Source organism: Succinivibrio dextrinosolvens, assembly GCF_900116345.1.
GTDB classification, from domain to species: domain Bacteria; phylum Pseudomonadota; class Gammaproteobacteria; order Enterobacterales; family Succinivibrionaceae; genus Succinivibrio; species Succinivibrio dextrinosolvens_B.
This window is the reverse complement of sequence record NZ_FPAH01000041.1, coordinates 1-23,856: the sequence shown is the minus strand read 5'-3', so window position 1 is coordinate 23,856 and position 23,856 is coordinate 1. Positions and strand designations below refer to the sequence as shown.

The 23,856-nt window shown below is 39.3% G+C and carries 19 protein-coding genes; 8 read left to right on the top strand and 11 right to left on the bottom strand.

Annotated features, from left to right (window positions below; genetic code table 11):
• Positions 1 to 196: 196 nt before the first annotated feature.
• The 9 genes from BM308_RS10840 to potA form a co-directional block, all read right to left on the bottom strand.
• Entirely contained in the window at positions 197 to 1,135 is a 939-nt protein-coding gene (locus BM308_RS10840; RefSeq protein ID WP_074945176.1) for a nucleotidyl transferase AbiEii/AbiGii toxin family protein, read from the bottom strand.
• Positions 1,122 to 1,889: a type IV toxin-antitoxin system AbiEi family antitoxin domain-containing protein gene (locus BM308_RS10835; protein WP_074945174.1), complete on the bottom strand. Its 768-nt coding sequence runs from the start codon at positions 1,887 to 1,889 to the stop codon at positions 1,122 to 1,124. Before BM308_RS10835 ends, BM308_RS10840 begins: the two co-directional genes overlap by 14 nt.
• A 328-nt stretch (positions 1,890 to 2,217) precedes the next feature.
• Entirely contained in the window at positions 2,218 to 3,792 is a 1,575-nt protein-coding gene (locus BM308_RS10830; protein WP_074945173.1) for a Na+/H+ antiporter NhaC family protein, read from the bottom strand.
• Positions 3,793 to 4,051: 259 nt separating this feature from the next.
• Positions 4,052 to 4,936: a putative metalloprotease CJM1_0395 family protein gene (locus BM308_RS10825; RefSeq protein ID WP_074945171.1), complete on the bottom strand. Its 885-nt coding sequence runs from the start codon at positions 4,934 to 4,936 to the stop codon at positions 4,052 to 4,054.
• A 129-nt stretch (positions 4,937 to 5,065) separates the two neighbouring features.
• On the bottom strand, positions 5,066 to 6,010 hold the full coding sequence (locus BM308_RS10820; RefSeq protein WP_074945170.1) for a ribose-phosphate pyrophosphokinase: 945 nt from the start codon (positions 6,008 to 6,010) through the stop codon (positions 5,066 to 5,068).
• 86 nt (positions 6,011 to 6,096) lie between these two features.
• On the bottom strand, positions 6,097 to 7,290 hold the full coding sequence (locus BM308_RS10815) for an ATP-binding protein (protein ID WP_074945168.1): 1,194 nt from the start codon (positions 7,288 to 7,290) through the stop codon (positions 6,097 to 6,099).
• 262 nt (positions 7,291 to 7,552) lie between these two features.
• Positions 7,553 to 8,428, bottom strand: coding sequence for an ABC transporter permease subunit (locus BM308_RS10810; RefSeq protein WP_074945167.1), 876 nt, complete (start codon positions 8,426 to 8,428; stop codon positions 7,553 to 7,555).
• Positions 8,425 to 9,261, bottom strand: a complete 837-nt coding sequence (locus BM308_RS10805; RefSeq protein WP_295353274.1) for an ABC transporter permease subunit — start codon at positions 9,259 to 9,261, stop codon at positions 8,425 to 8,427. The genes BM308_RS10810 and BM308_RS10805 overlap by 4 nt, the downstream gene beginning before the upstream one ends.
• Positions 9,262 to 9,422: 161 nt before the next feature.
• On the bottom strand, positions 9,423 to 10,637 hold the full coding sequence (gene potA / locus BM308_RS10800) for a polyamine ABC transporter ATP-binding protein (RefSeq protein ID WP_306706266.1): 1,215 nt from the start codon (positions 10,635 to 10,637) through the stop codon (positions 9,423 to 9,425).
• 256 nt (positions 10,638 to 10,893) lie between these two features.
• Between potA and BM308_RS10795 the strand changes: the two genes are divergently transcribed.
• Positions 10,894 to 12,069: an iron-containing alcohol dehydrogenase gene (locus BM308_RS10795; protein WP_177214448.1), complete on the top strand. Its 1,176-nt coding sequence runs from the start codon at positions 10,894 to 10,896 to the stop codon at positions 12,067 to 12,069.
• Between the two features lie 117 nt (positions 12,070 to 12,186).
• Here BM308_RS10795 and BM308_RS10790 read toward each other — a convergent pair whose 3' ends face one another.
• Together BM308_RS10790 and BM308_RS10785 are read right to left on the bottom strand one after the other, a co-directional pair.
• The gene (locus BM308_RS10790) at positions 12,187 to 13,926 is read right to left on the bottom strand and encodes a zinc-binding metallopeptidase family protein (protein ID WP_074945164.1); all 1,740 of its coding nucleotides are present in this window, start codon (positions 13,924 to 13,926) and stop codon (positions 12,187 to 12,189) included.
• A gap of 34 nt (positions 13,927 to 13,960) precedes the next feature.
• Positions 13,961 to 15,835, bottom strand: coding sequence for a peptidoglycan DD-metalloendopeptidase family protein (locus BM308_RS10785; RefSeq protein WP_074945162.1), 1,875 nt, complete (start codon positions 15,833 to 15,835; stop codon positions 13,961 to 13,963).
• A 524-nt stretch (positions 15,836 to 16,359) separates the two neighbouring features.
• On the opposite strand from BM308_RS10785, the gene BM308_RS10780 reads away from it, so the two are divergent.
• The 7 genes from BM308_RS10780 (at position 16,360) to BM308_RS10750 (ending at position 23,828) form a co-directional block, all read left to right on the top strand.
• Positions 16,360 to 17,601, top strand: coding sequence for a hypothetical protein (locus BM308_RS10780; RefSeq protein WP_074945161.1), 1,242 nt, complete (start codon positions 16,360 to 16,362; stop codon positions 17,599 to 17,601).
• Positions 17,602 to 17,679: 78 nt separating this feature from the next.
• Complete coding sequence (dusA, locus tag BM308_RS10775; RefSeq protein WP_074945159.1) at positions 17,680 to 18,669, top strand: tRNA dihydrouridine(20/20a) synthase DusA; 990 nt, start codon at positions 17,680 to 17,682, stop codon at positions 18,667 to 18,669.
• 10 nt (positions 18,670 to 18,679) lie between these two features.
• Positions 18,680 to 19,546 (top strand): aldo/keto reductase, encoded by an 867-nt coding sequence (locus tag BM308_RS10770; protein ID WP_074945158.1) that lies wholly within the window; start codon positions 18,680 to 18,682, stop codon positions 19,544 to 19,546.
• A 75-nt stretch (positions 19,547 to 19,621) separates the two neighbouring features.
• Positions 19,622 to 21,130 carry a hypothetical protein gene (locus tag BM308_RS10765; protein ID WP_074945156.1) on the top strand — a complete coding sequence of 503 codons (1,509 nt, stop codon included), beginning with the start codon at positions 19,622 to 19,624 and terminating at the stop codon, positions 21,128 to 21,130.
• A 149-nt stretch (positions 21,131 to 21,279) separates the two neighbouring features.
• The gene (locus tag BM308_RS10760) at positions 21,280 to 22,530 is read left to right on the top strand and encodes an AAA family ATPase (RefSeq protein WP_074945155.1); all 1,251 of its coding nucleotides are present in this window, start codon (positions 21,280 to 21,282) and stop codon (positions 22,528 to 22,530) included.
• Positions 22,531 to 22,641: 111 nt separating this feature from the next.
• Complete coding sequence (gene tnpA, locus BM308_RS10755; RefSeq protein WP_074945153.1) at positions 22,642 to 23,043, top strand: IS200/IS605 family transposase; 402 nt, start codon at positions 22,642 to 22,644, stop codon at positions 23,041 to 23,043.
• Positions 23,044 to 23,051: 8 nt separating this feature from the next.
• The gene (locus BM308_RS10750) at positions 23,052 to 23,828 is read left to right on the top strand and encodes an RNA-guided endonuclease TnpB family protein (RefSeq protein WP_074945152.1); all 777 of its coding nucleotides are present in this window, start codon (positions 23,052 to 23,054) and stop codon (positions 23,826 to 23,828) included.
• The last annotated feature ends 28 nt before the right edge of the window (positions 23,829 to 23,856 follow it).

Genomic DNA, 23,856 nt, shown 5'->3' with positions numbered 1-23,856 from the left:
TTAAAGCTTTTTGATGCCTCCAGACAAAAATGGAAGGCTCAGATTGAATAGAGGATCTTTGTTCCCACATTTATTTGTACTGAGCCATTTTTTTAGTATAAATTTCGGTAAAAAAGTCGGTTTAAATTGATACAATGTCGCTAATAGCATCTCATTAGTTAATGAACTAGGGAGCAGCTACTAGATTTTTCTCATATTATTTACATTTCCATAGTGCCATCGGGTGATTCCGTAAACGCTCAATAATCTCAGTATCTTCAAAAAGAAGCTCTGGTTTATATTCCTTTGCTATGAATCTTTCCACATATTCCATTTCCAGAGAAGTCGGCTTAATAATCGAATTTATGTACGCTTTAGCCTTTTGTTTCTTTCCTTCAAGGTCAAACTTATCCTTCACAGCTAGGACAGGGAACAAATCTGATTTTATTTTTGAAAAGACAAGACTGTCTATGGCTGACGTATCGAAGTTTTTGTTTACTTCTTTTGCTGAAATCGTTGCATAGAATATAATACATTTCCTAAACAACTCTTCCTTTTCAGAAAACAAGTTACTGTCAACCATATTACAGAAGTCATACAGATCCCTTGCAGCCGCTCTACTTAACAGAGCATTAGTTTTTGCCGCAAAGATCTCCATAGCAGCAACCGTCCTGACTTTTATTGGCTCGCCAAAAGCATCTGTCACAAACACTCTGTCTTCTGGAGATAGTACGTGAGTTCTTAGCGAATAGTTGATCTCTATCTTGATCATATCTTTATTTCCGGCTGCGTTCACATAGTTATAATGGAATGCATCCAAACTATGGCTAAATCTTGATGAGTCAGAAAGAGAATACCCTTGATCCGACATGAATCCTTTTAAAATCGAAGTCAAGTGCTCTCTTTCGTTTATTGTTTCTTCTCTAGACATGTTTGGAACAAAATCCAAATCAATATCGACAGATAATCTTGGAAGATTGAAAATGGTCAGATTTATGGCCGTTCCTCCTTTAAGCAACAAATGTTCTCGCATGTATTCCTGCGTATTCATGAAATCAAGAATTGCTCTCAATCGAAGAACCTTCTCAAAGGTATCGCGAATAAAACCATATTTGCGAGCTCTTACATCTAGCTCTCTTCTATTAAATTGTGGCATCTTCCATCTCTACATTTTTCATGCTCTTAATATTCTTCGGATAAACTAACATCCATTCGCTAGAATAGGCAGGATTACTTATTCCGGTTGTCAGATACCGCTTTGAATTTCCGACCCTATCTTTACATATCTTTATAAAATCATTGCTTATGCCTAGTTCCATCTGAAATACACTAAAAATAAAACCGATCTTCTGATATAAAAAGGCACTGTCATATCCAACCAGATATTTTAATAATTTTGCTTCATTAATACTGTTCACAGACAGAACACATGAAAGCACCTCTTCTAGTCCGGCGATTAAATTTATATCCTTTATGGAATCTGTTATCGATCGTTCCTTATCTGTAATCTTCACTCCTCCACTAAAATCGGGAACAACTATGCCTTCCTTCATCTGTCCTTTGATATAATGATAAGTGTACCCATCAAATTTAAAGTCATGAAAACGAGTCTCAGAGCCGACATAAACCTCGTAAAAAACCTGATCAACAGTTCCATAATATTCGAAAGCAGAATGATGAGATACATACGAAGATGGAGTGATAGCACTAGCAATTTGGAATCTGTTCGCAACAGGTCCACCATTTTCTCCGCTCAAACAGGTATATAATCCATTGCGAATCTTTAATACCATGTTTTCCTTCAGAAGTTTTCCCAATGCAGCCATTGCTGTACGCTGACTTGAATACAAGGCATTTACCTCTTTAATGGAAAATGTTGGATATCGTAACAGTTCAAAATACAAGTTCATATCCTCGCTCCATGAAGTTAATTTTATGTCGTTCTTTACTCTATTATATGTATATTTCGTACATATTCTTAACTTATCAACACAAATTATCCTTGTCAAGTTAATTTTATGTACGTTTTTACTTTTTATTTTGTTGGTATCATACTTAATCTTAACAAATAAAACAGAAAGTACTCTATGAGAAGTCTAGACCGAAGATGTCTGAAAAGAAAACCGTAAGAGAATAGAAAGATTTCAATGTGACATACTCCCACACAATTCCCAAAAAAAGACCATTGGAATTAACTGTCCAATGGTCTCTTATTTCGAAACGTGTGTAAAACTACTATTAGTCTGCTACTGAAGAATCATCAAATTTGATTTTTGTATTTTGCTTAATCTGTCTTGCATGAAGTATAAGTACACATACAAACATCAGACCGATAGCAGTTGATAAACTTGCAAACAGTGAGTGAGTAAAGCCTGCAACAATATAACCAATCAGAGCACAGGAAGCTACAAGCAGGGCATATGGCAGCTGAGTATATACGTGTTCGATGTGAACACAGCCAGATCCTGCGGATGACAGAACTGTTGTATCTGATATAGGAGAACAGTGATCACCGAATACCGCACCTGCCAGAGTTGCAGATAATGAGATGATTATCAGCTCTGATGAAGCAGGATCGATTGCCTGAGCAACCATTACCACGATTGGAATCAGAATACCGAAAGTACCCCAGGCGGTACCGGTTGAGAATGACAGGAAGCCAGCGATAACAAAAATTACAGCAGGCAGAATTGCCCCCACGAAACCGATATCGTTCTGAACGATTGAGGAAATGAACTCAGGAGCCTGAAGTAAGTCACGGGTTACACCTGAAATCGTCCAGGCAAAGGTCAGAATCATATTTGCAGGGATCATAGCCTGAACACCGCGTAATACACCATCCATAAACTCCTTTAATGATAGAACCTTGCGGGTTACCAGCATCATGAAGGCTACGAAAAGGGCACAGGTAGAGGCTAATACCAGAGATAATGATGAATCTGTGTTACCGAATGCACCACCTAATGTGTGGAAAGTGGCATCATCTCCCCAGTATCCACCGATGTAGAGCATGAAGAAGATTGCAAACACAATCAGAGACAGCATTGGAACAATCATATCCCACATGGTGCCGTCACCCTTGATCTCCATATCTGTTGAGGTATCCTGATTGGAAGTTGGCTTTGGAGGATTCTTAAGAGCTGTCTGTTCAGCCTTAAGCATAGGTCCGAAGTCAACGTTGAAAATACATACCAGCACCACCATTAGGATGGACATCAGTGCATAGAAATTCCAAGGAATAGCTGCTACGAAAGCTCCTATATCGGACTCAAAGGCTTTGGTTGCCTTTAGGTTAGAGCCTACAGCTGCAGCCCAGGATGAAATAGGGGCAATAATACAGATTGGAGCTGCAGTTGCATCAATAATATAGGCAAGCTTTGCTCTTGAGATTCTGTATTTGTCTGTAATTGGTCTCATTACGGTACCAACAGTCAGACAGTTAAAATAGTCATCAATAAAGATAAATGCACCTAATGCGGAGGTTGACAGTAATGCGGAACGTCTGCCTTTGATTTTAGTAGTTGCCCAGTTTCCGTAAGCTTTTGAGGCTCCTGCCAGGTAAATTACGTATACCAGTGCACCTAATAAAGAGCAGAATAAAACAATGTTTAGGTCAAATTTGTTTCCCATTACCTTTACAGTAGTCTGCAGGGTATCAATGACAATATTGCCATCGGTTTTCAGGGTATAAATCAGTGTGCCTGAAAGAATACCCAATAGCAGAGAAGAGAATACTTCTTTAGTGATCAGAGCTAAAGCTACTGCAATAACAGGAGGCAGCAGTGAAAGTGCCCCCACATAAACTGGATCCATTTTTACTCCTGTTGGAAATTTTGCACCGCAATTATACATCATTTTGTATTTTATGTCTTTTTTTGAGCAATATTGAGCTGAATCACTCCATTTTGGTGAAATTTAAGAAAAATTTTTTTGGAGTTGGAAGATAAAGTGAACAATCTGAGAAATCTAATCAGATTTTGTTGATTTGAAACAGGATAGACCTTTTGTTTTTCTTTTACCTGTCTGTTGCCAGACCATGAAAAAGGCGCTTGGAATAGCGCCTTGGAATTGGTTAAGACTCAGAGAGACTTGCCTGTGGTTTTGCCTCTGGAGTTTCTGTCTTGATATCCTCGTTCTGAACCTCTGGTCCAGCTTCCTCCTTATCCTGAGGCTTTTCGCTGGACTTCATCTCTTCCTGCTGTTTCTTGGATTTTTCCATCTGGGCTTCATTCAATGTCTGCTGAGCTTCAGCCGCAACCTTCATATCCTGGCCTGATGGCTGTGCAGGAGCTTTTGCTGCTTTGATTACAACCCTCATCTTTTCAATGGTTTTATCAGGATCACTTTCTTTAGAAGTATCGATATTTACATGACCGCCTGTAGCATAGTCTTTTCCGTCCGGTCCTTTCTCGTATTCATATACAGGAGCACTGGCATACTGCCCACCGGCACTCTGATGAGCTTTTTCATGAGTTCTGACTTCCTGATCTCTTTCCTTTAGTCTCTGTACCTCAGCCTGTTCTTCATCAGAAAGTTCTTCACCATTGGCTTTTTTGTCGTTCTCTTTTCCGACTTTATGTTTATTCTTATCGTCCTTATCCTCAGGATCAGTATTTACCTTCTCCTCTTCATTATCTGCATCATTTTCTGCAGGTGCAGCTTTTTCTTCAGGGAGCTCCTGACTCTTAACGACTTCCTTTGCGGCATCTTCAATACTGATATTTCCGAACTGCTTATAGGCCATCAGCGCTTTTGAACGATTATTGGAGAACAGATCCTCATTCGAATCATTCATAGTTTTTTCTGAAAGAGTTACCACATCATCTAAAAGGGTGTTTTTCTTTTTATCATCATCTTCACGGTTGCCTACTAAAGACACAGCAGTATTGTGAGCCTGATGAATTTTATTCTCAGTCCCTTCTGTGCTATGTAAGTAAATAGTATTAACCAGTGACATAATAAAAACACCTCTCCATCTAACATCGTTAACGGCTTTTTATTTAGTAAACTTGAGTCTGAAGAAAGGGGATTTAGAGGAAAGAGGAGATAGATCACAAAAAAGGTCTCCGAAGAGACCTTTCAGCGATTAACCAAACATTACGGAAATTGACTCGTCGTTGTTGATACGACGGATTGCTTCTGCAAGCATTGGAGCAAGAGAAACATATCTGAACTTACCTGTTGATTTCAGTTTCTCGGTTGCTGGAATACTGTTGGTAACAACGATCTCATCAATTACGCTGTTCTTGATGTTTTCATAAGCGTTACCTGATAGAACAGGGTGAGTGCCGTAAGCAATAACCTTGGTTGCACCGCGATCTTTTAATGCAGCTGCAGCCTTGCATAGGGTACCACCGGTATCAATGATATCATCAACGATGATACATTCTCTGTCCTTAACATCACCAATCAGGTTCATAACCTCAGATACGTTTGGCTTTGGACGACGCTTGTCGATAATAGCGATGTCAGCATCGTTGAATAGTTTTGCAATAGCACGTGCTCTTACAACGCCACCCATATCAGGTGAAACGATACATGGTTTGTTTAAAGACAGGTTCTTCATGTCTTCAACAAAAAGATTTGATGAGTAGCAGTTATCAACAGGAACATCAAAGAAACCCTGAATCTGCTCAGCATGCAGATCAACGGTTAAAACTCTGTCTACACCTACTGATGAAAGTAAGTCGGCAACTACCTTTGCAGTGATAGGCACACGCTGTGAACGAACACGACGGTCCTGTCTTGCATAACCAAAGTAAGGAACAACTGCTGTAATACGACCTGCAGAAGCACGGCGCAGTGCATCAATCATTACTAACAGTTCCATCAGATTGTCGTTGGTTGGTGCGCAGGTTGACTGAATGATAAAGGTATCACAGCCACGAATACATTCGTTGATCTGGATATGAACTTCACCGTCAGAGAAAGTATCAACAGTAGCATCAGATAGATTGGTGTATAAACATTTTGCAATTTCATTTGCAAGCTCTGGAGTAGCATTTCCAGAGAAGAGTTTTAAGTCTGACATAGATTATCTCTAAATGTGATAAGTTGAAGGATGTGCATATTATACTCAAAAAAAACCTGTGATTTTAATCACAGGTTATTTTTTTTTCAGTCTAAAAGCCATCGAGTCAGATCGAGGATTTTAATTCCTTCAATATCATAGTCTTCATGCCCGGTATTGGCGATCAGAATCTTTGGATAGGCGTCTTTTATGGCTCTTAGTGGTGCCAGTTCTCTCTGTAGTGTTTCCTCAGATGAAATGTTATCTGAAACCTGAATGTAGATTTTTTCATTTTGTTTTATGGCGACAAAATCAATTTCTTTCTGATAGAGCTTTCCAACGTAAAGGTCGTAGCCTCTTCTTAAAAGCTCTATTGCAACTATATTCTCGTATGCTCGTCCATAATCCATATTTCTTGAGCCGAGCAGGGCATATCGGAATCCTAAATCGCTGAGGTAATACTTATCAGAGGTTTCCAGATATTTCTTTCCTTTTATGTCATATCTTTTAATTTTATAGAACAAGAATCCGCTGCAAAGGTACTTTATATAATTTCCTATTTTTATATGATTGGTTTCGGCTCCACTCTGTTTGAAACTTGAATTAATTTTGCTAGCTGATGTCAGGTTTGAAATATTATCCATAAGGTAATCAGTTAGCGAGTCAAGAAGTGATATTTCTTTTATAGAGTATTTATCTACCAGATCTCTTTTAATTACTGTATTGTAGACATCTTTAATATATGCAAGCTGATCTTCCTTGTCTCTATATACATACGAACCTGCAAGACCTCCCTCAGATACATAGGAATCAAGAACATTTGGTGTATTTCCGGTGTAATCATAATATCTGCAGTATTCTGAGAAGCTAAAAGGATAAACCGGAATTTCTATGTATCTTCCTGTAAATAAGGTGGATAAATCTGAACTGAGCAGGAATGCGTTCGATCCTGTAATATAGATATCGTACCTGTGAGCGTTATATAAGCTGTTTATTGTGAGTTCAAATTTATCGCATAACTGTATTTCGTCAATAATCAGAACATTTGACTTGTCTGGTTTGTAATTTTTTTCGCAGTAATTGTTGAGCTCTTTGTAGGACTTAAGACCGTCATATTTTAAGTCAGCAAAATCAATGTAGATTAGATTTGCTTTATCTTCATTGATCTTAATCCAGTCCATATAGGCTCTGACTAATTCTGACTTTCCAGATCTGCGCAGACCCGTAATTATTTTTATGTCTGGTGTATTTCTTAGTCTTTTTAGTCTATCTAAATAGTTATTACGTTCAATGTATTTCATAGTTTTTAATTTAAATTATTTACCTTTTGAATAAAATTATAGTATTTCTTTCAAAAGTTTCAATAAATTTAACTTTTGAAAGAAAACTAAAAAAAACTTTCAAAACTTTAATAAGATTTGACTTTTGAAAGAGTCTTCTTAAGAAAGGATAAGATATTGAAAAGTATTATTATAGTTAAGGGAGTAAAGATGATGGATTTATATAAAATGAGAGAGGGCAAAAACAAAATCTCCCGCACTAAGTCGGGAGATTTGAAAGAATTTAAGCTGCGATTGTGTTTTCTTTTCTGAGTGCAGCTTTAACCATAGCTGCATTGCGTTCTTTGCGTTTCTGTTTGCGCACTGTTAGAACCCATGAAACAAAGGCAAAGATAGAAACCACAAAAACAATTACTGAAGCTAAAGCGTTGATTTCAGGTGACAAACCACGTCTTACGCTTGAGAAGATCAGCATTGGCAAAGTGGTAGAGTTTGGTCCTGCCACGAAGCTTGCAATAACCAGATCATCCATAGACATGGTGAAGCTCAGAAGGAATGCTGCAACCTCAGCCGGCATAATAGCTGGCAGAATAATAACAAAGAAAACCTTCATCGGACCTGCACCAAGATCTTTTGCTGCTTCCTCAATGGAAACATCAAGCTCAACAAATCTTGAGCGGATAACCACAGTAGCATAAGCAGAGCAGAATGTTACGTGTGCAATCCAGATGGTGATCATGCCTCTGTCTGAGAAGATTGGAATAATATCGCTCAGGGTTACGAAAAGTAACAGCAGGGCAAGACCGGTGATAACCTCAGGCAGAATCATAGGTGCAGTCATAAACAGCAGGAAGGCGCTTTCACCTGTGAACTTTTTAATTCTCACCATAACAAATGCAGCCAGGGTTCCAATAATCACTGAGGCAATTGCAGACATAACAGCAATGGTCATGGAAATACCAACGGCAGTTATGATGGCATCATTATTCATTAGAGCACGATACCATTTCAGTGAGAAATTGGTCCATACTGTAACCATTTTTGACTCGTTGAAGGAGTAAACCACCAGAGTCATGATTGGCAGATACAGGAAAATCAGAGTAATTGTCAGAATTACAAATCTTAACAGGGTACTCTTGGTGTTCTTATTTAAGATCATAGTTCCCCCTGTTTACGCTGATTTTTGAAGAACCAGATAATAGGTATTGCCATAACTGTAAGCATAGTGATTGCAACAGATGAGGCAAGAGGCCAGTCTCGGTTGTTGAAGAATTCCTGCCACAGGATTCTACCAATAAGAATTGAGTCCTTACCACCGAGCAGTTCAGGGATAACGTACTCACCGATTGCAGGAATGAATACCAGCATTGAGCCTGCAATAATACCGCTGCGGGTCTGTGGAACCAGAGCATGGAAGAAGGTCTTTACAGGTCGGCAGCCAAGATCCTGAGCTGCTTCAATCAGACTGTAGTCAACCTTCATCAGTGATGAGAATAATGGCAGTACCATATAAGGCAGATAACAGTAAACAATACCTATATATACAGCCAGATCAGTCTGCAGCATATGCAGCGGATGATCAATAATGCCGATACTCATCAGAATATCATTGATAAGACCGTCTCTCTTTAAAATAGTCATCCAGGCATAGATTCTTACTACGAAGGAAGTCCAGCTTGGCATGATTATCAGAATAAACAGAATATTGCGGGTGGCACTCTTTGAGGTGGCAAGTGCCCAGGCAATCGGATAGCCGATAATCAGACATAAAAGAGTAGAGAAAGCTGCAACCTGAATTGATTTCAGATAGGAGCGCATGTAGGTTCCATCCGGATCAATAAAGATATTGGTATAGTTTTCCAGATGCAGAATAATCTGCATTGCACCTTCCTCAAAAGTTACAATTGGGGAATAAGGAGGAATTGCAATTTCTGTTACTGAAAATGAAATCTTGAAGATAATCAGAAACGGAATAAGGAAGAACAGAATCATCCATACATAAGGTAAAAAGATGATTGCTCTTTCTCTTAAGGTAATCTTTCTGCCTGGAACAAACCTTGGTGGAGGACGGTGTCCCTTTGACCCAGGCGTTCTAATCATATTTGAACTTATTAAAGCCATTGATGTATTCTTCTCTATATTCTAATGATGAGTTAGAAGGTCAGGGCAATACAGGATTCAGGATCCCAGCTTAGATAAACCTTGTCATCCCAGGTTGGAAGACCAACATTGAATCTGTCTACATTTGGCAGAGTTGAAGTAATGATTCTTCCGGATGGCAGACGTACATAGTAAATAGAAATATCACCAAGATAAGCAATATTCTCTACGATACCTTCACACCAGTTGGTCTGCTCAGTTGGTTCCTCATGGGAGATATATACCTTCTCTGGTCTCATGGCAATAGATACAGGCATTCCGTCGGCAATATCGATATCATGCAGAAGCTCAATTGGACGAGGGAAATCATTACATTGAATTACAGAGTGCTTGTTGTCTGATTTGGTAAGAACACAGTCAAACATGTTAACCTGACCGATGAACTCTGCTGAGAAACGGCAGTTAGGGTTCTCGTAGATTTCACGAGGTCCACCGATCTGAACGAATTCACCACGGTCCATAATGGCAATACGGTCAGCCATGGTCATAGCCTCTTCCTGATCGTGTGTAACCATAAGGCAGGTAACGCCAACTGAGTTGATGATGTCTACAAGCTCAAGTCTCATCTGCTCACGCAGTTTTTTATCCAGAGCTCCCATAGGCTCATCTAAAAGCAGTAGACGAGGCTCTTTTGCAAGTGATCTTGCAAGAGCTACACGCTGTCTCTGTCCTCCGGATAACTGGTATGGACGTCTGTCAACGTAATCCTCCATGTGCACCAGTTTCAGCATTTTCTCAACTCGTGCATTGATGACATCACGTGGAAGTTTTTCCTGCTTTAAACCAAAGGCAATATTCTGGCGAACAGTCATATATGGGAACAGTGCATATGACTGGAACATCATGTTTAAGGTTCTCTTATATGGAGGCAGGTTAACAATATCCTCTCCATCAAGAATGATATGACCGTCTGAAGGCTGCTCAAAACCCGCAAGCATTCTTAAAAGGGTAGACTTTCCGCATCCTGATGATCCTAATAGTGCAAAGATTTCACCTTCATAGATGGTCAGATCAACATTATTTACAGCAGTAAAGTTACTGAAGTTCTTGGTAAGGCCTTTAATCTGCAGAATTGGCTTTTTATTCTGCTCTACAGGTGATGCTTTCTGTCCTGGAAGCTCACCTGGTCTGTGAATCTGTTTCTGTGTGCTGTATTCGTTTGGTTTGTTAACCATTGGGGCAGCCCCATAATCGCCAGTATCTTTCACGCACGAAATCTCCAAAATTAAGAGAAAAATGTTTATTTTTTTTTGAAAAAGATCTTAAAGGAAATGAGATAACAGTCAACCTTTTTTTTGATTTATTTGCTCTCTGCGTTTAAATTTTCTTTTCAGATCTGTTAAGTGTATAACCTCCTTTTGGCGCAGGACTTTTTTCTGTAAAAAAGATTCTAGAGAATACATGGTATATCTGCTAGACTTGTCAGAAGATTTACATAAGGTTTGTTACAGGCAGAGAAGCTATATGGACAATTTATTTTCACAGGGTGAGGATACCTTCCTTTTTGGTCCTAATCAGGAAAACGAGGTCGGCCGTCAGATAAAATATCTGGGAGGCTCAAAGGTTCTTGTTATCTACTCTAAATTGTCATCTTCCATTGGAAATCTGTTAGATAAGGTTAGACGTTCTCTACGTAACAGCGGTCTTGATTATACCGAATTGGGAGAATCCTATGTAAATCCAAGAATCTCCACGGTTTTTGACGGCATTAAGATCTGTAAAACAGAGAATGTGGATTTTATTCTTGCTGTTGGTTCTTCCTCTGTTTGCTCCCTTGCAAAGGTCATTGCTGCCGGAGCGGTTTTTGAGGACAGCTTTTATGAGATGTTCAAACATAAAAGTGATATAGAAAAGGCTCTGCCGGTTGCAGTAATCAGTACCTCAATCTGCGGCGGCTGTGCAACCTCCAAGGAAGTTACCGTCTATAACCGTCTTGATGATGGAAGTCTTAAGTATTATGACTGTTCAGCAGAAGTTCTTTCTCCTAAGTTTGTAATTTACAATCCTGAACTGTGTACTATCACTTCATCAAATTATTCCTTTAACTTTGTAAAGCTTTTGGATGTTCTTTTCAGAAGATATTTTGAGATTAATAAGAATACAGTGCTTTCAGAAAAGATTCTGGAAGCTACCATCAAGACCGTGCTTTTAATGTTCTCCAAGATTAAGGAAAAGCCAAACGACGTAGACTGTATCACCAATCTGATGTGGGCAAGTATTGCAGCCTATGTCAATCCGATGCTTAACTATAACGATGAGGCCTGTGTTCCTATTTTAGAGAAGGCCTTAATCTCTGTGTATGACTGCAATCCTGAAGAGGCCGCAAGTATTATTATTCCTGCATGGTTCAAATTTGTGCTTAAGAAAAAGGAAATGCAGATTGCCAAACTGGGCTCTACCGCCTTTGATATTCCGTACAATTTCTCTGATGTTGGAATTACAGCTTCCCAGACTGTGGATTTTATAAAACGCAGATTTGAATCTTTAAAGCTGCCGGTAAAACTCTCTGAATTAAATGGTAATGCCGGAGATATTGAAAAGATTTTAAAGAAAGTTGGATTCCCAGAGATTAAATCAATCGGAACCAATGAGCATTATACTCAGACGGACTGTGAGGTTATTCTGTCTCTGGCTCTTTAAGTTGACTCAGCAAGGCTCTCCAATAAAGGAGTGGTGCTGAAAAACAGAAACGGAGGATTTGAATCCACCGTTTCTACAATCTGAATTGACTTTTGTTCACAGCTGTTTTTCTCAAGATCAGATGTTCCTGCTGTCCTTGTCAGCTTCAGTCTCTTTTGTGTCTTTATTTTCCTCAATTACTTTTTCGGAAACATTAAGTACTTCAAGGGCCTCATCCTGAGTCTTGCTGTCTTTATCGTTCTTCTCCTCAGGACTGATTTCAACCATCAGTCGGTGCATGAAGCCTAACATATCATCAAAGAACTCTCTGTTGACGTGCTCTGTGGCTTTGTACAGATCACCTCCCTTGTAGGTAAAGGTAATACCTGGAGCATTGAGGTTATAAAATGTTGAAATAGGCATTGGACATTCATCCTTTAATGCCTTTAAGGCAACATCAATTCCCACCGGTCTGATAAAACAGTTGTCATTTGCAGGGCACTCATTCTCAATATTGATCTGGTGGTCGTGCTTTTTGTTGAATTCTTCAACTGCCTTGTTAATCTTGATGAAGATTTCTCGGTCCAGAGCATTGTTACGTCTTAACTGCTGCTGAGGAATAAAGTCGTTTCCAAAGAAAATTACAACAGATGGTCTTGGCAGACGGGCTAGCTCGTTAAGTCGTTCAATGATATTCTTCAGAATATCCTGAACACCTAGCTCCTCATTGGCACATTTCTGAATCAGACCTTCAATGGCAGACTTCAGATTTCCCTTGTAGTGCAGGGCTGCTCTGTAGAAGAAGTCAGCAAAGGACAGAACTTCCGCTTCCTTGATTGGAATAGTGTGTTCCTCATCGTTAATCTTGCAGTACAGAAGCTCTCGTTCCTCCATCAGCAGGGCTGATTTTTCAATGGCACTGGCTGCAACCTGTTTCAGATTCTCAAGTAAATCCAGAATATTAAGGTTGATAAAAGGGAAGGTGAAACTCAAATGAACCGCATCCGGGGTATTTGGAGAACGGTTATTGTAGGTATGCAGATAATTGAAGGTTGGAGCAATGGCTCTCTTGGATAAATCCTTTGTGATAACCGGATTTATCTCGATTTCATCAATTATCTTTGAGGCAATCAGGGTTGGTGAGAAGCCCTTATATGGTCTCTCGGTATCGGTGCCTTCTCCGAAGATATAGAATCCAGCCTCAACCTTACCCATATTGGCAGTATATACATTGATGGTGTCATCAGGAATTTCAGTTGACTCAGGCTTGAAGGAAATACCTAAAGTCAGTTCAATATTCTGCTCATTTATAAGAGTATGTATATAAGGAAGACAGGTTCTGATACCTTCATTGCCGTTTAAGGATTCACTGTTACAAACGAACAGCAGATTGATTGGCAGTTCCCAGAGTCTCTCTGAGTAGTATTTTAAGAGGATAAGCATTCCGGCAATAGGAGCCTTGTTTTCAAAGGAACCTAAACCATAGATGTTATTCTCATTTTCAAGTTCAGCAAGCTGAGCCTCAGTCAGAGATGAATTTTTGAGCTTCTCTTTTAATTCGTCTGATTTGAAGGCAAAGGATTTTAAAGTACCGTAAACCTCATTTGAGGAGGTGTCGGTATTGCATAAAACCACCAGTGTCTCTCTGGTGAACTGGTCTCTTCTTACAAAGGCGGTAAAGGAGTGATTTTTCTGATCATCATGAGTGATGTAGCTTAAATACTCAGGGTTATTCTTGAAATAGGTGAATTCAGATACGGTATTGTAAATGGTATGACTCATGATCTCATCACCAGAGGTTCTGGTGATGCTTGGAATGGCAATTAGCCATTTGAGGACAGCTAATGCCTCTTCGCTAAACTCTTTTTCAGTAAGCACAGGTTATCCTTAGTATATGTCTGTATATCTTCTATTATTTTACTTCTGCTAATTTATTTTTATACAGCTCTGTCTTCAAGATGTAAACATTATTTTTAAATGCTTCTTTCAATCTTTGAGCTGTAGCAGGACTTCCTGAAGGAAGATCAACTTTCAGAGGGTCAACCGGACGACCGTTAACATGAACCTCATAATGAAGATGTGCACCAGTGGAATTACCTGTATTTCCTGACTTGGCAATAATCTGACCTATATGCACGCGATCACCCTGCTGAACGTCAAACTTGGATAGGTGCATATAAACTGTTGAGTAACCGCCTTTGTGGTTGATAATAATTGAGTATCCGCCGCCACGCATGTACTTAGCGTAGGTAACAACACCATCAGCTGGTGCGTATATAGGGGTACCGATATTAACCTTGAAATCAACACCGTAATGAGGACGGATAACCTGTCTTATAGGGTGGAATCGCTTCAGATTGAAAGGTGAACTTACCTTGATCTGTCCCATGATAGGGAATCTTCTGAAGGCTCCTGTAGAAGGATTGTATCCGTTCTCCTCGTAGAAAATATGGTTCAGCTGATGACGGTAAAGATTGATCTGACCGAACATCTTGGTATTCATGGAAATTGCGGTCATGCTTGAACCCTGACCGATTCCGTTGAACAGAATTCTGAAGGAGTCTCCTGCTGAAAGTTTGTTGAAATTGATTCTGCCTACATACTGATTCTTGATGGTTACAATTTCAGAATGGGTAAGACCATAACGGGTTGCTGCCTTGTCAAAAGTCTCCTTTTCACCGATTGAACCGATGATGAGACGAGGTCTGCTCTTACCTTTGTAAATGGATTTATGCTTTTCCTTTTCTGCAGCTGCTGCCAGTGCATCCTGTTTTTTCTGAGCTGCAAGCTGTTCACGTTTCAGACGGGCCTTTTCAAGCTCTTCCTTTTGTTTCTGTGACAGAAGCGCTTCCTGCTCAAGTTTCTTTTTATTACGCTCTTTCTCCGCCTCGATAAAGGATGGCATTAAGGTTGCGCTGTCCATGCCGCGGCTCTTTAAATCAGAGAACTGGGCAAAGCGTCTTTCACGAGCAACGGTATAGGTGTTCTTTTCTATATCTCTTGAGAAACGAACCTGTTTGTTGCCGGACAGAGGAATAGCAATTTCCTGTACGGAGTTATCCTCTGCAATTAAGAACTGGATCTTCTGGCCAACCGAGAGATTAAGGTCACTATCACGGGCAACAGCGGTGATCTTTTTGAGATCCTCATTATTAAGATTCAGATAGGAGAAGATCTTAGACAGAGAATCACCCTTGCGGATGGTCTGTTCATACCACTTGCCGTTGAATTCCTTTTCTGCTCCTGCCTGAGCTATGGTTCCTGGGATCCTGTTAGGGGTGAGAATATTGCTTATGTATTTTTCAGACTGTGTTTTCTTGTCTGCCAGAATTTTCTCATTGGAATTCTTTTCAATATCAGTTGCTACAAACTTGACTCTCTGTTCAGGTTCTGCAACAGCTGTTTTGGCCTCGGCTGCTTCCTTTTTTATTTCTGCCTGGCTGGCCTGGGCAATCAGCGCCTCGGTATTAATGTCATCGTCATAGTTTTCTTCAGAACCTGCGGTGGAGGAAATTTCAACGTTGGCCTCGGCGATGACCTCATTATTTTTTAGATATTCCTGCTCGTAGACTCGGTTCTGTTCCTCTCTGCCTGTGGAGAGAGCCGCAAAAGGGGAGGCGCTTTCAGGAATGATGGATCCGAATGGAAGGGCTAAAAGAACAGATATAATCCCAACAGAGAAAATAGCGAATATGTGCTTACCAGGAAGAGTGGTGGCACCTGTCTCTTTTTCTACTGCTATATAATCTTCTGCTGCGGTTCTATTTGTTATTTTAACGTTTATCATAATCAGTTATATATAATAGCATACAAATGCAGATTTATCCTTATTTCCTAAGGACTTGTATGATCACGCGCACCTTTATTTTTTGCTGGGGTCTGTGCCTTTCTTTTTATTATATTTTTGTGTATTTTTTGTTCTTATATCTTACAAAAATTAAGCCTTTCTTTTGATTCCAAGGCGTTAATCGTTTACATGCTGTCTGTATTTATTTGACGATTGAATCTAAAAAAAGTTTTAACTTTTTGAATTTTTTGTTTAAATTCTTTTGACACAGATAACAAAAGCAGAATTAATTTTATTTTTTAATATCAGTATGTTGGACTTTCTCACAAAAAATACTAACACATGTCGTAAAATATTTTCTGACGCAACATACATTGTGTTTCTTAGTTTTAAATTAGCTATGAAGGTGAAACAGACTAAGCTGTTTTTTTATTTCTGATTTTTTTTCAGAATTTTTAAATGCATGCATATTGATGTGGCGTTGCCTACCAAAAGATAAATATAAATAATTAGAGGGAAGTTTTATGAAGTCACTAAAAATTGTAAAAAGCTTCGATGACAGTCTGTATTCATATTTCGTTAAAGAGATTGAAAGACAGCATGTAACTTTATCATTCATTCCTGATGAAAACAGCACTTCACCTGTATGTGCTGCAATTATGGGAAGTGTACTTGTCAATTCCTCTAATTCAATAGTACTCGGCAAGGGCAATACTCTAGAAACCCTGACCTGCGAAAGACTATGTGATGTTTTCGGTGCCGAGTTCGCGACAGTAAAAACCGTAACCATTGAGGCTGCATCAAGAGTTGTATTCAAGGCTCTGACTACCCGTGGTGATGTGGTTATGTCTCTGGATTTACGTAAGAAAGAACACTGTAACAGTGAGAATCTGGCTTTCCAGTTTGTAAACTTTGGTATCGATCCTGAGACCCAGACCTTCGATATGAAGGAGATTGAGGCTATTGCCAAGAAAAACAAGCCAAAGCTGATTATTGTTTCTCCTGTAAACTATCCTCTGTCAATTGATTTTGCCAAGTTTGCCAAGATTGCAAAGGAAGTCGGAGCCTATCTGTGGTGTGACCTGTCACAGACTGCTGGTCTTACTGCTGCAGGTGTACTTCCAAATCCGGTCAAGTATGCAGACGTGGTAACCCTGTCTACTCACGGTGCTATGCAGGGACCTCAGGCAGCTGCAATTCTGTGCAAGAAAGAGCTTGCAACAGCAATTGTCCGCTCAGAGACTCTGGCCGGTCATCATGGTCTGATTACTCCTCAGCTTTCAGCTTTAGCTGCAAGACTGCACGAGATGAAGACCGATGTCTTTATTACCTACTGCAAGGATGTGGTATCCAATGCCAAGGCTTTAGCTAAAGGTTTAGAGCAGGGCGGTATGAAGATTATCTGTAACGGTACCAATTCCCATTTGGTAATTATTGATACCAGATTCTGTGCAATCTCTGCCAAGGGCGCTCAGGAGCTTTTAGCTGATATCGGTATTCATGTAAGAATCGCCAATGTTCTAACCTCCGATCCTAAGATCAAGTTTGATGCGGTCCGTTTCTCAACTCTGCCAGCAACTACTCGCGGCATGAAACCAAAACAGATGGAGCAGATCGGTGAGGCTATCGGTAAGTTCCTTGCTAAACCAGATGAGGATAATTCAAAGACTCTGATGCATCTGGTTGCAACTATTACTGCTGGTCTTCCTGCTCTGGACAGAAAGTATCTTGATAAGTCAGTTGCAGCTGTGATTACTGACGAATAGTCAGAAACAGTGAATAGTGTTTTTGTGAAGACGTGGCTATGTTATCATAAAGCCACGTTTTTTATTTTTTGAACACCTATGACTGAATTTGCAAAATTTACAGCTGCAGACCGATTTTCTGTGGCCCCAATGATTGATGTAACCACTAAAACCTTTCGCAGAATAGCCAGACTCTTTTCTAAAAAGGCTATGCTCTATACTGAAATGATTGCTGCTAATGCGGTCGTTCATGGTAAAGAATATCTAATAGAGCATGATGCAGAGACTATAAATCCCTGCACTCTGCAGCTAGGCGGTTGTGACCCTAAGGTTCTTGCAGATGCCTGCAGAATTGCCTCAAAGTTTAATTACAGTGCCATCAATCTTAACGCAGGCTGTCCCTCAGATAAGGTACAGTCAGGCTCATTCGGAGCTATTCTGATGAAGACTCCACAGGTGATTACCGACTGTCTTATGGCTATGCAGGATGCCTCAGAGGTTCCTGTCACTGTTAAAACCAGAATTGGCGTTGACGATCTGGATGATTTTGAATATACAAAGAAGATTGTGGATTCAGTATACAAAACCGGCTGCAGACATATTATTCTTCATGCAAGAAAAGCCTGGCTTAACGGTCTGTCTCCAAAGGAGAACAGAACCATTCCGCCACTGGATTATGAAAGAGTGTTTACCTTAAAAGAGGTTTTTCCTGATCTTGCCATTACCATCAACGGAGGCATTAAGACCATTGATGAATGCAATGTCATGCTCTCAAAGGTTGAAGGAGTAATGCTCGGCAGAGCCTGTATGGATGATCCTTATATTCTGGCCTCAGTTGACAGCAGAATCTATAATGACGGTTCAGAAATACTTTCCCGTGATGAGTGCTTTAAAAAAGTTGTAGAATTTGCTGAAGAATATGTTTCTGAAGGAAACCGTCTGCATCATCTGGGTAATCACATCATTAATATGTTCAATGGTTGCAAGGGTGCCAGAAGATTCAGAAATTATCTCTCCTGTCATATGCATGAGCTCGGTGCCGGACCTGAGGTATTAGAGCAGGCATTTAACAGAATGAAAGAGGCTTAAGGAGTTTTTAATGGAACTTACAATCAAGTCTACGGTTAATCTAAATAATGATGTAAAGATGCCTCTATTAGGTCTTAGAGCCTACAAGGTTAAGGGCGAGGATGCCTACAATGCCGTAAAATGGGCTTTAGAGGCTGGATACCGACTGATTGATACCGCCAGAATCTACTGTAATGAAAAGGCTGTGGGCAGGGCAATCAGAGACTCCGGAATTCGTCGTGATGAGATTTTTGTTACAACAAAACTCTGGATCACTGATTTTGATGATCCTCGTGCTGCACTAATGGCATCTTTGGAGCGACTCGGTCTTGATTATGTTGATCTTTACCTTATTCACTGGCCTAAGCAAGGCTATGAGCAGGCCTATCTGGAACTTGAAAAGCTTCAGAAGGAAGGACTCTGCAGATGCATCGGTGTTGCCAATTTCAAGCCTCACCACATAGAGAGTCTAAAAGAGCACGGTGCAACCGTAGTGCCTCAGGTTAACCAGACAGAGATTCATCCTCTGAACACAGAAGAAGAGCTTTTAGGCTGGTGCCGCAAAAGAAAGATCTGCGTGGAAGCCTATTCTCCACTGGGCAGTGAAGGCCGCCTGATCTTAGATGATCCAAGACTTATCGGCATGAGAAACTATTATCATGCCTCTGCCTCCCAGATCCTGTTGCGCTGGTGTATCCAGAGAGGTATTGTTGCCATTCCAAAGGCCGTAATTCAGAGCAAGATTGAACAGAACTGTCAGCTTTATCATTTTGATATAACCAATTCTGATATTGAAACTATTTCGGATATGAACTGCAACGAAAGACGCAATTACGATCCTGACAAGATTGATTTACGTCCTATGTCGATGTATCCGAAGATTACACCAGAGGATTAACTTAATTTAGACTCCCATCCTGGAGCCTGATTTTCACCTTTTAATTTTTTAATAACAAAACATAACGGACTAAAAATGAATCAGTATAAAGAAGATGTAGAAATTGATCTGGTCAGACTTTTCAAATACCTATTATCCAAAAGCAAGATGCTGCTTTTAATCGGAATTGTTTTCGGTCTGGCAGGTCTTTCCTATAAATACTACGATGTTGAGCTTTCCGGCCGTTCCTTTGCAGATGAGCCAAATCTTGTATCCTACGAGAAAAATATAAAGCAGCCTAATGGAACCTTCAGGTCAGAAAAACAGAAGGCAAGCTTTAATCAGTATCAGGCAGAGATGGAAAGACGAGAGAAGAACAATGAGGTTCAGGCTTCTCTTGCTTCCTATGAAAAGGCTAATATCAGCTCAGAGATTAAAGTTCTTGAGAATGAATTAAAAGATCAGCAGAAGTACATGGAGAATTCTGTTCTGTTAAATTCTGATAAGGTCTGCTTTGAGGCTGTTCATTATTATCTGGCCTCGGAGAAGGGTGTTAAGAATTCAATCAAGCTGCAGCCTGTTATCAAAAACAAATATGTTCCTGCTGTACCTCCGGTTCAACCTTCAAAAAAAGCAAAGTCTGAGGATAAGTCCGATGCTGAGGTTATTCAGCTTGAGGATAAGGATTCTGCTCTAATCAGTTTTGCAAGAACTCTTTTATATACAGACAAGTTTAAGAATGAATTTGCCTCTGCATTAGGTTTACCAGAGGATACTTCTGATAAGCTGATTGAGGAGCTTGTAACCTTAAACAAGATTGATGATATTTCTTTCAGTATTTCACTCAAGGCCACAAGCAGGGACGATGTCTACAAGCTTCAGAAGGTATTAGCTCAGTACGATACTGAACTTACTGCCTTTTTAAAGAATGAGTATGATATCAATTCAAATGAGATTTCCTTTGCCAAGGTGAAGTCATCTTACGTTGATACTTTACGTGAAAAAGAGACTCAGAAGGTTAACAGTCTTTTAATCAGAATTGAGAATAAAAAAGAGGAACTCAATGAGGTTCCTATGGAAATTGAGCCAATCTCAAGCGTTGATTTGAATAAGCTTAAGCTAAAGAAATACGCTATTTTTGCCTTTGGCGGCCTTGCTGTAGGTCTGTTCCTGGCTCTGGGTGCCTTTACCTGTGTCTATCTGTTTGATGGCAGACTTCATGATCCTGAGAACCTTATGTTCGAGGACTTAAAGACCTTAGCCTGCGTTCATGATTCCTCATACAGTAATGCAAATGCAGATGAAATTCAGAAGCTGAATGAATCTGTAGAGGTACTGTGCAAGGATAAGCATAGTATTACTGTGGTATCTACACTAAGTGAGTCTGAGATTGTTAATGTAACCTCTGTAATTAAGGATGCTCTGGTTGCAAACGGCATCAGTGACTTTAATATTGTTAAGCCTCAGAACATGAAGTCTATATCAGCAGCGGATGCCCTGATTCTGGCTGAAAAGATTGACCGTTCAAAACTTGATGATGTTATCGGTGAGATCGTTCAGATTAAGAATATCAAGAAGGATATTCTGGGAATTGTGTTTGCATAACATATCTATCTGATTTTCTAATGAGCCTTGGTTCAATACTGAGGCTCTTTTGTTTCGGTGCTATACCTTATATTTTAGGCAACGAAATAGAAAGCAAAGCCTGTTTTGTTGTAATATAACTCAGAGTGAAAATTTTTGAGAAGATATAAATGGTTGATTCCACAAAATTACCAAAAGCCAAAAATAGTTTTGAAGATATTAGAAAAAAGAATCAGATTTATGTAGATCATACAGATTTGGTTTATGAATTTGCATATCTTGATGGACCTAATTTTCTTTCAAGGCCACGTCGTTTTGGAAAATCTCTGCTTATCTCTACTCTTGAATCTCTGTTTTCTCATGGAACCGAGTATTTTAAAGGACTTAAACTTGAAAAGCTTTGGAATGAAAGAGAGAAAGGCAGAACATATAAAGTAATCCATATTGATTTTTCCTCACTTTCGTTTGAGGATAAAAATGAACTGAATAATCAGATCATTTATGTTCTTGCTGATCGTGCAAAACACGATGGAGTAAATTTTCCTGATGATTACAAAGAACGCAGTGCCGGTCTAAATTTAAAGACTCTAGTTGATGCCGCTCCATCAGAATATGTCCTTTTAATTGACGAATATGACTATCCTTTAACTCATTCTTTAGGGAATAAGGAATTATTTGAATCATACCGACAGTATCTACAGGGATTTTTTGGAGCTATCAAAGCTGTAACCGGAGATATGAGATTTATCTTTATTACAGGTGTTGGCAGATTCGCAAAGACCTCTGTATTTTCTCAGATGAACAACCTAAGAGATCTCGGTCTTGAGAGAAAATTTGCTCCATTACTTGGTTATACCGATGAAGATATGCATCAGTACTTTGATGAGTATGTAGAAAATGCAGCAAATACTCTTAATATATCTAATGAAGAGTGTTACTCACAAATCAAAGATCACTATGATGGTTACAGATTCCATGTAGACAATGAAATCACTCTTCATAATCCATGGTCAGTATTAAACTTTCTATCCGCACCTGAGAACGGTTTCAAAAACTTCTGGTATGAAACTGGAGGCGCATATCCAACACTGATTTCTAAATACATCAGGAATATTCAGAATACACAATTGGAAAGTCTTTTAAAAACAAAATGTGGCCCGCAAACTATTAATCAGTTTTATGATTATTTTGATGTGACTCCATTGAGTATTCTGTATCAGACTGGTTATTTAACTATAAGAACTGAGGCTAACGATTTGGGAGGACAGAGCCTATTCTTAGTTCCACCAAATCTTGAGGTTCATTCATCATTAGTGCAGCTTTACTATAGGGAGGTAAGAAAGGATTCTTTGGATGATGATACTTTCTATGATTTCTCATCTGCATTAAGAAGTAATTTTGGAAATTCTGATTATAAATAATGCGGGCGCGAAAACCCACGGTTTTAACCGTGAGGATGATAGCCCGCATTATCATTAAGTATTAGTAGATTAATTTTTAATTAAAATCTACAAGTATGATAATATATCTTCATGAAAAATGAGTACAAACATACCAAAACAACTGTATCTTTAATTAACTATCATTTTGTGTTTTGTCCAAGATATCGTAGAAAGATATTCAATATCACAGGTCTTGAAGATAGGTTCAAAGAGCTTACTATCAATGAATGTAGTAAACAGGGGATTGAAATTCTTGCTCTGGAATGTCATATAGATCATGTACATATCTTTGTAAGTGTACTTCCAACCATGAGTATTCCAAATATAATGAAGCAAATTAAAGGTTGCACATCAATAAAGTTAAGAGAAGAATTTCCTCAACTCAGAGCAATGCCTAGTCTCTGGACTCGCAGCTATTTTGTAAGTACAGCAGGCAAAGTCAGTTCTGAAACAATAAAATGGTACGTTGATACACAAAAAACAAGACCGTAGCTATAAGAATGAATAAAGGCGTAATATTTCGAGCATATCCAAATAAAGTACAGCAGGAGTTAATTAATAAAACTCTAGGCTGTTCTCGCCTTGTATATAATAAAGGTCTTGCCTTCAGAAACGAGAAGTATGCAAAGGGAGAAAAGACTGGCTATAACCAGACTTCAGCAATGCTTACTTCTATGAAAAAAGAGGAAAAATACGCTTTTCTGAACGAAGTTGACTCTATAGCCTTACAGCAGGCTTTGAGAGATTTAGAGAACGCTTTTGTACGGTTCTTTGAGAAGAAAGCAAAACACCCAGTATTCAAAAGTAAGCACCACTATCAGTTAAGCTACAGAACACTCAATCAGAAAAACTCAATCCGCATCGAAGGAACCAGAATCAGACTTCCAAAGCTTGGCTTCCTGAAAATCAAGCAGTCAGTGGAAGTCGGCCATATCAACAATGTTACAGTACGAAGAACAGCTACTGGTAAATATTTTGTGGTACTGAACGTAGATTTTGAACCTGAGAAGAAAGAGGAGTGTAACAGTTTCACTGGCATTGATGTTGGTATTAAATCTTTCTATACCGACAGTAATGGAAATGTGGTTAATAATCCTAAATATCTTGAGAAATCACAGGAGAAACTGAGAAGAGAACAACGTAAACTCTCACGTAAGAAAAAGAATTCTAAGAATAAACAGAAACAGAGAAAACGAGTAGCACGAGTACATGAGAAGATAGTAAATCAGCGTAATGACTTTATTCATAAAATCACTACAAAGCTAGTCAACGAATAGTATGTAGAGAATGGAAATAAATTTAACG

Excerpts from the sequence above, each read along its gene's own strand:
- BM308_RS10840 (WP_074945176.1), bottom strand. The coding sequence starts at position 1,135 with ATGCCACAATTTAATAGAAGAGAGCTAGATGTAAGAGCTCGCAAATAT.
- BM308_RS10835 (WP_074945174.1), bottom strand. The coding sequence starts at position 1,889 with ATGAACTTGTATTTTGAACTGTTACGATATCCAACATTTTCCATTAAA.
- BM308_RS10830 (WP_074945173.1), bottom strand. The coding sequence starts at position 3,792 with ATGGATCCAGTTTATGTGGGGGCACTTTCACTGCTGCCTCCTGTTATT.
- BM308_RS10825 (WP_074945171.1), bottom strand. The coding sequence starts at position 4,936 with ATGTCACTGGTTAATACTATTTACTTACATAGCACAGAAGGGACTGAG.
- BM308_RS10820 (WP_074945170.1), bottom strand. The coding sequence starts at position 6,010 with ATGTCAGACTTAAAACTCTTCTCTGGAAATGCTACTCCAGAGCTTGCA.
- BM308_RS10815 (WP_074945168.1), bottom strand. The coding sequence starts at position 7,290 with ATGAAATACATTGAACGTAATAACTATTTAGATAGACTAAAAAGACTA.
- BM308_RS10810 (WP_074945167.1), bottom strand. The coding sequence starts at position 8,428 with ATGATCTTAAATAAGAACACCAAGAGTACCCTGTTAAGATTTGTAATT.
- BM308_RS10805 (WP_295353274.1), bottom strand. The coding sequence starts at position 9,261 with ATGATTCTGTTCTTCCTTATTCCGTTTCTGATTATCTTCAAGATTTCA.
- BM308_RS10795 (WP_177214448.1), top strand. The coding sequence starts at position 10,894 with ATGGACAATTTATTTTCACAGGGTGAGGATACCTTCCTTTTTGGTCCT.
- BM308_RS10785 (WP_074945162.1), bottom strand. The coding sequence starts at position 15,835 with ATGATAAACGTTAAAATAACAAATAGAACCGCAGCAGAAGATTATATA.
- BM308_RS10780 (WP_074945161.1), top strand. The coding sequence starts at position 16,360 with ATGAAGTCACTAAAAATTGTAAAAAGCTTCGATGACAGTCTGTATTCA.
- dusA (WP_074945159.1), top strand. The coding sequence starts at position 17,680 with ATGACTGAATTTGCAAAATTTACAGCTGCAGACCGATTTTCTGTGGCC.
- BM308_RS10770 (WP_074945158.1), top strand. The coding sequence starts at position 18,680 with ATGGAACTTACAATCAAGTCTACGGTTAATCTAAATAATGATGTAAAG.
- BM308_RS10765 (WP_074945156.1), top strand. The coding sequence starts at position 19,622 with ATGAATCAGTATAAAGAAGATGTAGAAATTGATCTGGTCAGACTTTTC.
- BM308_RS10760 (WP_074945155.1), top strand. The coding sequence starts at position 21,280 with ATGGTTGATTCCACAAAATTACCAAAAGCCAAAAATAGTTTTGAAGAT.
- tnpA (WP_074945153.1), top strand. The coding sequence starts at position 22,642 with ATGAAAAATGAGTACAAACATACCAAAACAACTGTATCTTTAATTAAC.
- BM308_RS10750 (WP_074945152.1), top strand. The coding sequence starts at position 23,052 with ATGAATAAAGGCGTAATATTTCGAGCATATCCAAATAAAGTACAGCAG.